This window comes from Pseudomonas sp. NFX224, assembly GCF_048565165.1.
In the GTDB taxonomy this organism is placed as follows: Bacteria; Pseudomonadota; Gammaproteobacteria; order Pseudomonadales; family Pseudomonadaceae; genus Aquipseudomonas.
In genome coordinates this window covers 2,695,070-2,707,598 of sequence record NZ_CP183416.1, presented here as the reverse complement: position 1 = coordinate 2,707,598, position 12,529 = coordinate 2,695,070, and the positions used below count along the sequence as shown (strand labels likewise).

The 12,529-nt window shown below is 57.3% G+C and carries 12 protein-coding genes and 1 pseudogene; 10 read left to right on the top strand and 3 right to left on the bottom strand.

All coding sequences use genetic code 11. The features are described 5' to 3' along the window. Positions 1 to 61 precede the first annotated feature (61 nt). Complete coding sequence (locus ACNYC6_RS12130) at positions 62 to 274, top strand: hypothetical protein (protein WP_419712485.1); 213 nt, start codon at positions 62 to 64, stop codon at positions 272 to 274. A 76-nt stretch (positions 275 to 350) separates the two neighbouring features. On the opposite strand, the pseudogene ACNYC6_RS12125 reads toward ACNYC6_RS12130, so the two are convergent. Continuing rightward, positions 351 to 693: pseudogene (locus ACNYC6_RS12125) on the bottom strand (TonB-dependent siderophore receptor); the annotation flags it as partial. 287 nt (positions 694 to 980) lie between these two features. Here ACNYC6_RS12125 and ACNYC6_RS12120 point away from each other — a divergent pair. The 4 genes from ACNYC6_RS12120 to ACNYC6_RS12105 all read left to right on the top strand — a co-directional run bounded on the left by ACNYC6_RS12120 (position 981) and on the right by ACNYC6_RS12105 (position 4,372). Further along, the gene (locus tag ACNYC6_RS12120; RefSeq protein ID WP_419712484.1) at positions 981 to 2,267 is read left to right on the top strand and encodes an OprD family porin; all 1,287 of its coding nucleotides are present in this window, start codon (positions 981 to 983) and stop codon (positions 2,265 to 2,267) included. A 477-nt stretch (positions 2,268 to 2,744) separates the two neighbouring features. Further along, positions 2,745 to 2,963: a tautomerase family protein gene (locus ACNYC6_RS12115; RefSeq protein WP_056852134.1), complete on the top strand. Its 219-nt coding sequence runs from the start codon at positions 2,745 to 2,747 to the stop codon at positions 2,961 to 2,963. Further along, positions 2,960 to 3,616, top strand: a complete 657-nt coding sequence (locus ACNYC6_RS12110) for a DsbA family oxidoreductase (RefSeq protein WP_419712483.1) — start codon at positions 2,960 to 2,962, stop codon at positions 3,614 to 3,616. The genes ACNYC6_RS12115 and ACNYC6_RS12110 overlap by 4 nt, the downstream gene beginning before the upstream one ends. Positions 3,617 to 3,661: 45 nt before the next feature. Next, the gene (locus ACNYC6_RS12105; RefSeq protein ID WP_419712482.1) at positions 3,662 to 4,372 is read left to right on the top strand and encodes an SDR family NAD(P)-dependent oxidoreductase; all 711 of its coding nucleotides are present in this window, start codon (positions 3,662 to 3,664) and stop codon (positions 4,370 to 4,372) included. Positions 4,373 to 4,871: 499 nt separating this feature from the next. Here ACNYC6_RS12105 and ACNYC6_RS12100 read toward each other — a convergent pair whose 3' ends face one another. Further along, positions 4,872 to 5,459: a TetR/AcrR family transcriptional regulator gene (locus tag ACNYC6_RS12100; protein ID WP_419712956.1), complete on the bottom strand. Its 588-nt coding sequence runs from the start codon at positions 5,457 to 5,459 to the stop codon at positions 4,872 to 4,874. Positions 5,460 to 5,608: 149 nt separating this feature from the next. Here ACNYC6_RS12100 and ACNYC6_RS12095 point away from each other — a divergent pair, with 149 nt between their 5' ends. The 4 genes from ACNYC6_RS12095 (at position 5,609) to ACNYC6_RS12080 (ending at position 9,534) form a co-directional block, all read left to right on the top strand. Then, the gene (locus ACNYC6_RS12095) at positions 5,609 to 6,709 is read left to right on the top strand and encodes an alkene reductase (RefSeq protein WP_419712481.1); all 1,101 of its coding nucleotides are present in this window, start codon (positions 5,609 to 5,611) and stop codon (positions 6,707 to 6,709) included. Positions 6,710 to 6,748: 39 nt separating this feature from the next. Further along, positions 6,749 to 7,537, top strand: coding sequence for an SDR family NAD(P)-dependent oxidoreductase (locus ACNYC6_RS12090; RefSeq protein WP_419712480.1), 789 nt, complete (start codon positions 6,749 to 6,751; stop codon positions 7,535 to 7,537). An 82-nt stretch (positions 7,538 to 7,619) separates the two neighbouring features. Further along, positions 7,620 to 8,489, top strand: coding sequence for an alpha/beta fold hydrolase (locus ACNYC6_RS12085; RefSeq protein WP_419712479.1), 870 nt, complete (start codon positions 7,620 to 7,622; stop codon positions 8,487 to 8,489). A gap of 46 nt (positions 8,490 to 8,535) precedes the next feature. Then, a complete protein-coding gene (locus tag ACNYC6_RS12080) occupies positions 8,536 to 9,534 on the top strand; it encodes an NADP-dependent oxidoreductase (protein WP_419712955.1) in 999 nt (332 codons plus the stop codon). Positions 9,535 to 9,959: 425 nt separating this feature from the next. On the opposite strand, the gene ACNYC6_RS12075 is transcribed toward ACNYC6_RS12080, so the two are convergent. Then, positions 9,960 to 11,390 carry an IS1182 family transposase gene (locus ACNYC6_RS12075; protein ID WP_419712478.1) on the bottom strand — a complete coding sequence of 477 codons (1,431 nt, stop codon included), beginning with the start codon at positions 11,388 to 11,390 and terminating at the stop codon, positions 9,960 to 9,962. A gap of 294 nt (positions 11,391 to 11,684) precedes the next feature. Here ACNYC6_RS12075 and ACNYC6_RS12070 point away from each other — a divergent pair, with 294 nt between their 5' ends. After that, positions 11,685 to 12,179, top strand: a complete 495-nt coding sequence (locus ACNYC6_RS12070; RefSeq protein ID WP_419712477.1) for a hypothetical protein — start codon at positions 11,685 to 11,687, stop codon at positions 12,177 to 12,179. The last annotated feature ends 350 nt before the right edge of the window (positions 12,180 to 12,529 follow it).

The window sequence follows — 12,529 nt, the reverse complement described above, 5'->3', positions numbered from 1 at the left end:
AGTTGTTCTGTCATAAACCTTGGATAAGTTAGCCGCTCACAAACCGGGAGAGAGCGCTGAAATGAACGCCGAAGTGAATGTAGTGAGCGAGCCGGCAATGCATCCCCTGGCGGTAAACAGCGAATCGCTCCAGATTCTGGCGCACTGGTTCAAGTCCAATGGAACGCGTCCGATCAGTGAAACTGATCCGCGCCGGACAATGATCGAGCGCTACCCCGCTGGATTATTCAGCGAAGCAGAACTGGATGCGTTGTGGGATGTGATGGAAGGATAAGAAGAAAAACAACGGATTGATCAAGAAAAAGCGCTGCCGGGAGGGCAGCGCTTTTTTTTGGCTTTAGATCTTGTATCTAGAAACTGTAGGTCCCGGTCACCACCACGCTACGCGGAGCACCCGGTTGAATTTGCGCCGCACTGGTGGCCGACGAGTCATACGTCTTGTCGCTGATGTTGTTCAGCTCCGCGCGCAAGTCCCAATCCTTCTGGCGCAAGCCAGCCAGCGCGTCCCAGCGGCCATAACCCGGAAGCACGGTGGTGTTGAGGTTGTCGGCATACCAGCCCATTTCCGCTTTCCAGGTCAGGAACAGGCTGCGGTTGCGGGAGCATTGCAGGCCCGGTGAGTAAGGAAATGGTCGGGTTGTTCGGATCGTCGGTGCGACGGTGGTAGAGTTCCAGTGGGAATAGCTGCACTGAAATTGCCTGTTAAAACGCAGCCAGGTTGAATTTTCTGCTACGTAAAGCAGATTCTTAGATGATTTTCGCCTATTTCTAGACGATTCATGAAATTGACACAGGGTGAGCACCGCAGCTACGATTCGGCCCAACGCCTGTGGCAAACCGCCATGTCCAAAAAATAAGAAAAAGGCCCGCCACGAGAACTCGTGTGCGGGCCTTTTTGATTGTGGAACGAAAAAAGAGCGCGATAGTGCCGTTTCAGCCGTTCGACACAGCGCGTTTCAACCCGTAATAAGGAAAACAACATGTTGAACAAGCGAATCAGCCTGATCGCTCTGGGGATTTTGAGCGCTACACAGGCCATGGCTAATGACCAGGCCGAATCCAAGGGATTTGTTGAAGACAGCAGCCTCAAAGTGCTGCTGCGCAATGCCTACATGAACCGTGATTACAAAGACGGCAACGACGACAAAGCCGAGTGGGGCCAAGCGGCCATCGGTACGTTCTCGTCTGGTTTCACCCAAGGCACCATCGGTGTGGGTGTGGATGCCTTCGGTCTGTACGCACTGCGTCTGGACGGCGGCAAAGGCAAAAGCGGCGCCGGCGGTATCGACTTCTTCAAACAAGGCGACAGCGGCAACGCAGCGGACGACCTGTCCAAGGGCGGCGCGGCGGTCAAATTCCGCCTGTCCAGCACCACACTGACCTACGGTGACCAAATGCCGGCCTTGCCGGTATTGAGCTACGACAACTCGCGTCTGCTGCCGGAAAGCTACACCGGTACTCTGATCACCTCCAAGGAGATCAAGGGTCTGGAGCTGAATGCCGGTCGCTTCACTGCAGAATCGCGTAAAAGCGCTGAAGGCCGTGACAGTGGTGGCTTGAAGTCGATCAACGTATTGGGCGGTAGCTACCAGTTCACCGAACAGTTCAAGGCTTCCCTGTACGCCTCCGACGTCGAAGATGTGCTGAAGAAGCAATACGTGAACGCCAACTACGTGTTCCCGCTGGCCAAGGATCAGTCCCTGACCCTGGACTTCAACGGCTACCGTACCAAGCTGGACGACTCCTACGTCAGCGATGTCGGCGCTACCGGCGACGACAACAAAATCTGGAGCCTGGCAGCCATCTACGCCACTGGTCCGCACTCGTTCACGCTCGCGCACCAGCGCAGCACCGGCGACAGCAACCTGGGCTACGCCTACGGCGGCTACCAGAAAGACCAGAACCGCGTTGGCGACGGTGGCAACACCATCTACCTGGCCAACTCCTACTGGTCCGACTTCAACGCTGAAGACGAACGCAGCTGGCAACTGGGCTACGGCCTGGACTTCAGCACCTTCGGTGTACCAGGCCTGAGCTACAACTTCGCCTACGTACGCGGTGACAACATCACCACTTCCACCAGCGAAGGCGGCACCGAGCGCGAAATTTTCAACCAGTTCAAGTACGTCGTACAAAGCGGCCCGGCCAAAGACCTGAGCGTGAAACTGCGCAGCTCGATCCTGCGCGTGTCGCAGAAGTCGAGCGAGTACAACGTCAGCGGCAACGAAGTGCGTGTGTTCGTGGATTACCCGATCAATATTTTCTGATGATGGGTTGAGTTATCCAGCTCGATTGAAACCCCGACTGGTTCGCAATGCTGTTCACTTAAGGACGAACACTGAATCTGTGGCGAGGGAGCTTGCTCCCGTTGGGGCGCGAAGCGGCCCTGAAAATGGGACTGCTGCGCAGTCCAGCGGGAGCAAGCTCCCTCGCCACAGGTTTTCGGTTGTTTGCTCTATCGGTTAAGTGAACAAGATTACGACTGGTTCGGGGTTTTTTTACGCCTGAAAGAAATCGCTACAGGATTTTTTGAAAGACGATGCCCTGCAAGATTGTCGGAAGTATCCGAGGCAGGAAGAAGACCCGCCTGATTTTTTGTGCCGGCTCAAGTCGCTGAATAACTCATTACACCACGTAACGAATGTAGTTCCCGCCCCCACCTTTATCCCCTCCAGCTAACGCCATACATTGAGCTCCAACGCCTCTCCCATCATCCCGACGGGAAGGTCACTGGAGTTTCCCTCATGCCTTTCGTAAGCGTGCGCATCACCCGCGATGGCGTTACCACTGAGCAGAAAGCTCAGGTGATTGCCGAGATCACTGAAACACTGGAGCGCGTGCTCAACAAACGCCCTGACCTGACCCACATCGTGATCGAGGAAGTCGACACCGATAACTGGGGCTACGCCGGGATCACCACCACCCAATACCGCAAGCAACTGGCGGAAGAGGGGCAGTCATGACGCCGTCGGTGACCATCGATTTCGTCTCCGATGTGGTGTGCCCTTGGTGCGCACTGGGAGCAGCGGCGCTGGAACGGGCGATCGAGAACGTGGCCGGTGAGGTTTCGGTTGAGCTGACCTACAAGCCTTTCGAGCTGAACCCGAGCATGCCGGCCGAAGGCGAGAAAGCCGTCGAGCACTTGATGCGCAAATACGGACGTACCGCCCAGGACGTCGCCAATGGCAAAGCGATGCAGATCGAACGCGGCAATGCCATCGGCTTCAAGTTCGACCTGGAGAAGCGCACCCACTTCTACAACACCTTCGACGCTCACCGTTTGTTGCTTTGGGCATTGGAGGAAGGGCGTCAGGTGGCGCTGAAGAAGATCCTGCTTCGCGCTTACTTCAGCGAAGGCCAGAACCCGAGTGATCAGCAGACGCTGGTGCGGCTGGCAGGAGAAGCCGGGTTGGACGAGGACCGTGCACGCGAGGTGTTGGCGTCGGGCGCGTTTGCCGACGAGGTACGTGAACTTGAGGCGTTTTACCGGCAGCACGGCATTAACTCTGTCCCGGCCATGGTGCTGAACGGCCGTCACCTGGTGTCCGGTTCGCAATCGATCGAGTACTACGAACAGATGTTGCGACAAATGGCCCAGGCCTCCGCCGAAGCCTGACTCACAAATGTTCTACCCCACTTTTTATTGTCTGAGGATTTCATCATGAGCAATTCGAAAAAAGTCGTTGTCATCACTGGCGCATCCCAAGGTCTCGGCGATGGCATGGTCAAGGCCTTCCGTGAACTCGGTTACCAGATCGTCGCCACGTCGCGTTCGATCAAACCGTCCACCGATCCGGACATCCTCACCGTGGCCGGCGACATCGGCGAACCGGAAACCGCCCAGCGCGTCATCCGTGAAGCGATTGCCCGTTTCGGCCGTATCGACACCCTGGTCAACAATGCCGGCATCTTCATCGCCAAACCGTTCACCGCGTACACCGCCGAAGACTACGCCAACGTGTTGTCGGTGAACCTCAACGGCTTCTTCTACATCACTCAACTGGCCATCAACGAGATGGAAAAACACGGCAGCGGCCACATCGTCAACATCACCACCAGCCTGGTGGACCACGCGATCGACGGCGTACCGTCGGTACTGGCCTCGCTGACCAAAGGTGGCCTGAACGCGGCAACCCGCTCCCTGGCCATCGAGTACGCCAAGCGCGGCATCCGTGTAAACGCGGTGAGCCCGGGCATCATCAAAACCCCGATGCACGGCGAAGAAACCCACGCCGCACTCGGCGCACTGCACCCGGTCGGGCGCATGGGCGAGATTGAAGACATCGCACAAGCGGTCGTGTACCTGGACAACGCCAAGTTCGTCACTGGCGAAATCCTGCACGTCGATGGTGGGCAAAGCGCGGGTCACTAAGAGCCGGTTTTTTTAAACGGCAGAAACAACAAAGCCCTCGTATTGCTACGAGGGCTTTGTTTTGTATGGTGCGGCACCAGACGAACGGTATGTTTCGGCGAGACTAGGTTTTTCGGGCGTCTGGAGTTCGCTGGAAAATTCGGCGTACCCCAACTAGTAACTATAAATAAATCAGCTAGTTATGGCGTTCGGTGGAATCAAGCTCGGGATTTTTTAGAGGTCAGCACGTTGTCAGTCTGCAAGTAATTCAGAGCCGCATACGAATGGTACACCTCCTGAATTCAAACGTTGTCGATCATCCCTTCCGTAGAGAATAGGCAGGAATCCGCGAAAAGCTGCCATGGCAACAGGCAACAGACGGCCGCTTTCTGCCTCTCGCGACGGGCAGAGAACGGCCAAAAGCCGTCATTCGCGCCCCATGGTTTTGGTCAAAATGCCCATATGCTCCGAGAATCAACATCGCAATTCTACGGAATCTGGGCTTTCAATGAATGCGTCTCTACACCGTTTTCACGTCATCGACCGGCAATGAAGCAACCATTTCTGCCCGGCACACCTCAAGAATTTCATCAGCAAGTGCGCAATCATCCGGGCAGGCACGCGACAGGATAATAGCGCCGACGGCCCGCGACAGCAGGTCGATCATCTTCTTGCGCCCCTCACCCGCCTCGGCCTCCGGCCCTGTCGGGTACTTCTCGCCCAGGGTTTGCAGGGTGTGCTCAATGCCTTGGGCAAATGTCGCTTTCACCTCATCTGACTGGCGCGCCGCGTCGCCGCCCAACGCGGCCATGGTGCAACCGTCACCACGTCCGTCGCGATGCTCTCTGTTCACGTAGACCTTGATGAAGCCCGGGACATCCAGTGCCTGAGCGCCGGTCAGCGATTTGGCCAGACTGCACGCCGAGGCTTCGGCCATTAGGTCGGCCTTCGACCCGAAGTGTTTGTAGAAACCGCCATGGGTAAAACCGGCGGCAGCCATGAGATCGGCCACGCCGACGCCGTCAAAGCCGCGCTCACGGAACAGCTCTGAGGCCGTTTCAACGATGTGCTCTCGATTGGCCTGCGCCTGGGCCTTGGTCACTCTCACGTGCAATACCTCGTGTTTCCGGGGAAATCCTGCGCCCGATAATACATAGATGTTGTCCATAATCAAAACCGTTGACAGTTTAGATTTCGATCATCATCCTAATTGCTCGCCCCATCGACCTTCATCAACGGCCACGGAAGAAACATCAGATGACCGAGCAAACCCTGTTCTCCCCTTGCACGCTGGGCAATCTCACTCTGTCGAACCGCGTCGTTCTCGCGCCGCTGACACGCAACCGCGCCGGTCAAGGTTTCGTCCCCAGCGAATTCGCGGCGACCTATTACAGCCAGCGCGCCAGCGCCGGTTTGCTGATCAGCGAAGCCACGCAAATCTCCCGACAGGGCCAGGGTTATCAGGACACCCCGGGGATCTATACACCGGCACAGATCGACGGCTGGCGCGGCGTGACCGACGCTGTGCATGCCAAGGGCGGAATAATCTTCCTGCAACTGTGGCATGTCGGCCGCGTCTCGCACGTCGACCTGCAAGAAAACGGCGCCGCCCCGGTGGCCCCTTCTGCGCTGCGCGCCGCCACTAAAGTGTTCGTCAACAACCACTTCGAAGACGTATCTGAGCCGCGCGCACTGGACATCAGTGAACTGCCGGGCATCGTCAACGACTTCCGCCAGGCGGCGGCCAACGCGATCGCCGCTGGCTTCGATGGCGTGGAAATTCACGGTGCCAACGGCTACCTGCTCGATCAATTCCTCAAGGACAACACCAATCTGCGCACCGATGCTTACGGCGGCTCGATTGAAAATCGCGCGCGTCTGTTGCTCGAAGTGACGGCGGCTGTAGTCAGTGAAATCGGTGCAGACCGCACCGGTGTTCGCCTGTCGCCGGTGTCGCCGGCCAATGGCGTATCCAGCAGTGATCCGCAGGCGCAATTCGATTACCTCGTCGAACAACTCGACGCCCGTGGCGTGGTTTACCTACATGTGGTCGAAGGCGCTACCGGCGGTCCGCGTGACGTGGCGCCCTTCAATTTCGCCGCCCTGCGCCAGCGCTTCAAAAACACCTACATCGCCAACAACGGCTATGACCTCGATCTGGCCACCTCGCGGCTCGCTGAAGACCAGGCCGACCTGATCGCCTTCGGTCGCCCGTTCATTGGCAATCCGGATCTGGTGGAACGCCTGAAACGTGGCGCGCCGTTGTCCGCGTTCAATCCTGCCACCCTCTATGGCGGCGGCGCGGCAGGCTACATCGACTACCCGACACTGGCTGAATCGAGCGTCAGCGCAAGCTAAGCGCGTTCTGTTTCTCACCTCCTCAAAGAGAGATACCCCATGAGCACTCGCCCTACTGTTCTGATCACTGGCGCCTCCACCGGCATTGGCGCCGTCTACGCCGAACGCTTTGCGCAACGCGGCCACGATCTGGTGCTGGTCGCTCGCGATCAGGCGCGCCTGGACGCACTGGCCGCAGGCTTGCGCGGTGAACATGAAGTCGCCGTCGATGTGATCCCGGCAGACCTGACTCAATCCGGCGATCTGACCGTCGTTGAAAACCGTCTGCGCGACGACGCCCGCATCGGCATCCTCGTCAATAACGCCGGTGCCGCGCTGTCCGGCCATTTCGTCGAGCAAAGCACCGACAAAGTGGCGCAACTTGTCGCCCTCAACACCACCGCGCTGGTGCGGCTGGCCAGCGCCGTCGCTCCACGTCTGGTCAAGACCGGTGACGGTGCGATCATCAACATCGGTTCGGTGGTAGGCCTCGCGCCGGAATTCGGCATGACGGTCTACGGCGCGACCAAGGCCTTTGTGCTGTTCCTGTCCCAAGGTTTGAGCCTGGAGTTGTCGCCTCAGGGCGTCTACGTGCAGGCCGTGCTGCCGGCGGCCACGCGCACAGAAATCTGGGATCGCTCCGGCGTCGACATCAACACCCTGAGCGAAATCATGGAAGTGGGCGATCTGGTGGATGCCGCTCTCGTGGGCTTCGATCGTCGCGAACCCGTGACCATTCCGCCGCTGCACGAGGCGGAGCGCTGGGATGTCCTGCAGGGCGCACGTCTGGGTCTGATCGGCCAAATCCGTCAGTCTGCGGTTGCTCAGCGTTACCAGACTCCAGAGTGATTTTCAGATAGCGAGCATGTGCGGCGGATTCGCTGCAGGCGCAAGGCGCTGAACCGAATCCGTCCTGCAATCCGGAGTAGTCATGAATTCAGCACAAACAAATCCGCCTTCGGGTTCGCCGACGTCGTTCATCCACGCGGCGAACCAGTCGATTACCGTAAACGGTATTCCATTCGCCTACCGCAATATCGGCCCCACTGCCGGTGTACCCCTCGTACTGTTCAACCATTGGGGGGCGGTGCTGGACAACTTCGACCCCGCGATCATCGATGGCCTGGCGCAAACCCGACGCGTCATCACCACCGACTATCGCGGCATCGGCGGCTCGGGTGGAACCGCGCCACTGACCGTCGGCGAGATGGCTGACGATGCCATCCAGTTGATCCGCGCGCTGGGGCTGGACACCGTTGATGTGCTCGGCTTCTCCCTCGGCGGTTTCGTCGCTCAGGACATCGCTCTGAAGGCGCCTGAACTGGTGCGGCGGTTGATTCTGACCGGCACCGGGCCTGCCGGCGGCAGCGATATCGACAAGGTTGGCGCGGTGACGTGGCCATTGATCCTCAAAGGCCTGCTGACCCTGCGCGATCCGAAGTTCTATCTGTTCTTCACGTCTACGGCCAACGGGCGTCGATCTGCCTCGCAGTATTTGCAGCGCCTGCAAACTCGCAAAAACAATCGCGACCAAGGCCCGACGCCCCGCGCTTTCCTGCGCCAGTTGAAAGCGATCACCGCGTGGGGCAAACAGCCGCCGCAAGACCTTGGGCGCTTGCAGTCACCGACGCTGGTCGTCAACGGCGACACCGACATCATGGTGCTCAGCGTCAATTCGTTTGAACTGGCCAAGCGAATCCCCAACGCAGAACTGGTGATTTATCAGGATGCCGGACACGGCGGGATTTTCCAGCACCACGTTGATTTTGTCGCCAAGGCGCAGGCGTTCCTCGATGCCTGACCACGCCCCGGCTACCCTCCCTACAACCGACAAGAGCCGCACCTCGATGAAAGCCTTTCTGATTGATCGCTACGGCAAGCAACCCGGACGCCTCGGCGAAGCGCCAGCCCCTGAAGTGGGGGGCCGCGACGTCTTGATCGAGGTCCATGCCAGCAGTGTCAACGCGCTGGACTCGAAGATCAGCACAGGCGAATTCAAGCTGATCCTGCCCTACTCGTTTCCGCTGATTCTGGGCAACGACCTGGCGGGCGTCGTGGTGACGGTCGGCTCTAAAGTGACACGCTTCAAACCGGGTGACGAGGTTTACGCTCGCCCGCCGGAAGCACGGATCGGCACGTTCGCCGAAAGGATTGCCGTGGACGAGAACGCGATCGCCCTGAAACCGGCCAATACCAGCATGGCGCAAGCCGCGTCCCTGCCCTTGGTGGCACTGACGGCCTGGCAAGTGCTGGTCGACACCGCCCGCCTGCAACCGGGCCAGAAGGTGTTGATTCATGCTGGCTCCGGCGGCGTCGGCAACGTTGCCATCCAGCTTGCCAAATACCTGGGTGCCTTTGTCGCCACAACCACCAGCACCGCGAATGTCGAATGGGTCAAGGCGCTGGGGGCTGACGTGGTCATCGACTACAAAAAGCAGAATTTCGAAGATGTCTTGCACGGCTACGACGTGGTGTTGAACAGCCTTGGCACCGATGTCCTGAAAAAGTCACTCAAGGTCCTCAAGCCCGGCGGTCAGCTGATTTCCATCTCAGGGCCGCCCACTGCGCTATTCGCACAGGAGCAAGGATTATCCTGGCCATTGCGGCAGGTAATGCGTCTGCTGAGCCTCGGCATTCGGCGCAAGACACGTAAGCAGGGCATTAGGTACACGTTCGTGTTCATGCGCGCCAACGGCGCCCAACTGCACCAAATCAGCGCGCTGGTTGAGGCGGGTATCATCAATCCGGTGATTGATCGAACGTTTCCCTTTGAATCAACGGCAGAGGCGCTGAAATACGTCGAACAGGGACGAGCCAAAGGCAAGGTCGTGGTTACGATCAAATGACTACCCGCCCATCGATGACTACCGAAGTGCCCGAGCAACTTTTAGCACACCAGACTCCTCATCCGGCCTGAGCGAGTTGACTGCAATTGAGTTGCCAAAACAGGTACTGCAGCAAACAGACCTCTCACCTGTTGCACCAACAGTGATCCTATGGCGCAGTTTAATGCTTGAGCAGTAGACAGGTATGGCTAGCTCCGAATATCGCTAACGCCAGTGCGCTATCTGAGATGGGAAAGTATCGGGTGAATGGTTCTGGCCGAAAGCGGCCCAGAGTGTGTAAAAACACTTTCAGTATGTTGGATGCCTAAGCCCAGCGCTCTTGGGCGAGGCGATTTCCCGAACATTTGCCAAGATCGGCGCCGATAGCGCGTCAGAGCGTTTATGAAGCGCTTTGGCACCACTTGCAGCAGTAAAAGCTGCGGCTTTTACGCCGCCATCGCCTTCAGCAAGCCTTCTGTACCGATGATTTTCATAACCCGCTTCAAGTTATAGGCGAGCACATTCAAGCTCATCTCCGCACTCACCCCGTTCAGTTTTCGAGTCAGGAAGTGCGTTGCCCCCATCCATTGCTTGAGCGTCCCGAAGGGATGCTCAACTGTCCGTTTTCGAACCTTCATCATCTCTGGTGCTTGGTTCAACCGACGCTGCATTTCCTCCAGCACAGCTTCATGTTCCCAACGCCTTACTCGACGATTTGTGCTTGGCGTGCACTGGGTTTTCAGCGTGCAACTCTGGCACTTTGAACTCCAGTAGCAGTGCATATACAAGCCTTTCTCAACGCTGGAGAATCGCCAGATCAGTGCCTCTCCCGCCGGGCAGGTGTATTCGTTTTTCGTCGCGTTATACACGAAGGCATCTTTGTTGAATCGGCCATCAGCTTTGGCGCTTGAAGTCATCGGCTTCGGCACGTAGGCGGTGATGCTTGCGTCGTGACAGGCCAGGATTTCTTCGCCTTTGAAGTAGCCTCGGTCGGCAACTACCGACAGCGTTTCTACGCCGATGGCTTCACGAGCCTGCTTCGCCATTGAACTGAGTTGGTCACGGTCAGAACCTCTGTTGGTGACCTCGTGAGCAACGATTAAATGGTGCTGCGTATCGACAGCCGTCTGCACGTTGTAGCCAACGATCCCGCTGCCGCGCGTCATCATCGAACGGGCATCCGGGTCGGTCAGCGAAACTTGTTTATCTGGCGATTCGTTGAGCTGAGACTCAATCCCCTGAAGCTCTTTCATCTGTGCTTTGAGCTTGGCGATTTTATCTTCCAAGCTCACCGTGTCTGGCTTGGAGGCGCTAGGGATCTGTCGATCAGCCGCATCGAGCGCGGCCAAATAACGGCTGATGCTCGCCTCGATTTCTTCCATGCGCCGCTTCAGTTTGGCGCTGGTGAAGTTGCGGTCGCGGTTGTTCACCGCCTTGAATTTACTGCCGTCGATGGCAATCAGGTTTTCGCTAAACAACCCCAACTGCTGGCAGAGCAAAACGAACTGGCGGCAGACACCGCGAATGGATTTGCTGTTGTCTTTTCGGAAGTTGGCGATGGTCTTGAAGTCGGGCATCAGGCGCCCGGTTAACCACATCAACTCGACGTTACGCTGAGCTTCTCGCTCAAGACGTCGACTCGATTGAATACGGTTTAGGTAGCCGTAGATATAGATCTTCAGCAGGATCGCAGGGTGATAAGCAGGTCTGCCGGTTTCGGCTGGAATGACGCTATCGAAACCCAGTTTGGCTAGGTCGAGTTCATCGACGAAGACATCGACCACGCGCACCGGATTGGTTTCGCTGACGTAGTCGTCGAGGCTTTCGGGAAGTAAGGTACTTTGACCTCGGTGTTCACCCTGGATAAACCGTTTCATGGGTTCCCCCTGCGATGAGATTCTCAGAAATCATAGCAAGGGTTTGTCCGGGCGTTTTTACACACTCTGGGCCATTTGCGGGCGGCAGCAATTGGCCGATTTCTGCCTATCGCGCTGGGCAGAAAGCGGTCTTGAGCAGACGTTTCGTAATGAGTGCTTACGCCCAATTGCTGGCTCTTACGAAGTGGCGGTTGTCGACACCAACTGCGCGGTGAAGCTCTGTAATAAATTGCAAGGGCCATCCTCTTGCTATCATTCGGTGATAATTGGGTACCAGAGTAGAGGCTTCGAAGTATGGCTTTACCATTAATTCCGATCATCTCCGCCCTGGCAGCAGGCGGCTCCCTTGTGCCCCATGCGGCTGGTGGCCTAATCGTCTCCAGCGCGGGCGGATACGTTGGTGGTACCTATCTGAGCTCCGCCGCTATCTCGTCGTTGCTGCTCGGATCGGGAGCTCTTTTGGGCGTTGGCGCCTTGTCTGCTTCTGGCATAGCGACAGCGATCATCGGTAGCGCCGGCTATTTCGGTACCACTGTAGGCGCTACTGGCATCACTGGTTGGTTGATGTCTGCAGGCATCATTTCTGCAACTCCGATTATGTACCCGGTTGGAGTCGGCTTGGCTGGCTTGGCTGGTGTTGCTCTAACCGGCGTTATCCTTCGTCTTCGCCACAAGTTGAAGCTGGCCAGCAAGGGGCAAGAAGTGATCTTCAATGCCATTGAGGCGAAGATCATCGAAGTGCTGGTGGTTTTCTTTGCTAAGAAAAGTGGCCTCAAGCCTGAGGTTTAAATACCTGAAGCAAAGCCCTTTAGCCCTGTCTGAAAGGCTCTTCCAGGCAATTCCTCCGCCCCACCCATTTGATTTGCCTGTGTTCAGATGCTGTTGGAGTCGCTGCATAACCCGCGTGCAACCACCGATGGCCTTTCGAATCCACGGCTCCCGTCAGCTACAATAAACTGAGAAGCTGTGACCAAAGCTGTGACCAAAGCTGTGACCAAATCAGGAACTAAACCCAGAAAACAAAAAAGGCCCACCTTTCGGTGAGCCTAAGTTGTTGATCTATGTGGTGCGGCACCAGACGAACGGTATGTTTCGGCGGGGCTAGGTTTTTCGGACATCTGGAGTTCGTTGGAAAATTC

Bases quoted from the DNA above. Each gene is read 5' to 3' on its own strand.
- ACNYC6_RS12130 (WP_419712485.1), top strand. From the start codon at position 62: ATGAACGCCGAAGTGAATGTAGTGAGCGAGCCGGCAATGCATCCCCTG.
- ACNYC6_RS12120 (WP_419712484.1), top strand. From the start codon at position 981: ATGTTGAACAAGCGAATCAGCCTGATCGCTCTGGGGATTTTGAGCGCT.
- ACNYC6_RS12115 (WP_056852134.1), top strand. From the start codon at position 2,745: ATGCCTTTCGTAAGCGTGCGCATCACCCGCGATGGCGTTACCACTGAG.
- ACNYC6_RS12110 (WP_419712483.1), top strand. From the start codon at position 2,960: ATGACGCCGTCGGTGACCATCGATTTCGTCTCCGATGTGGTGTGCCCT.
- ACNYC6_RS12105 (WP_419712482.1), top strand. From the start codon at position 3,662: ATGAGCAATTCGAAAAAAGTCGTTGTCATCACTGGCGCATCCCAAGGT.
- ACNYC6_RS12095 (WP_419712481.1), top strand. From the start codon at position 5,609: ATGACCGAGCAAACCCTGTTCTCCCCTTGCACGCTGGGCAATCTCACT.
- ACNYC6_RS12090 (WP_419712480.1), top strand. From the start codon at position 6,749: ATGAGCACTCGCCCTACTGTTCTGATCACTGGCGCCTCCACCGGCATT.
- ACNYC6_RS12085 (WP_419712479.1), top strand. From the start codon at position 7,620: ATGAATTCAGCACAAACAAATCCGCCTTCGGGTTCGCCGACGTCGTTC.
- ACNYC6_RS12080 (WP_419712955.1), top strand. From the start codon at position 8,536: ATGAAAGCCTTTCTGATTGATCGCTACGGCAAGCAACCCGGACGCCTC.
- ACNYC6_RS12075 (WP_419712478.1), bottom strand. From the start codon at position 11,390: ATGAAACGGTTTATCCAGGGTGAACACCGAGGTCAAAGTACCTTACTT.
- ACNYC6_RS12070 (WP_419712477.1), top strand. From the start codon at position 11,685: ATGGCTTTACCATTAATTCCGATCATCTCCGCCCTGGCAGCAGGCGGC.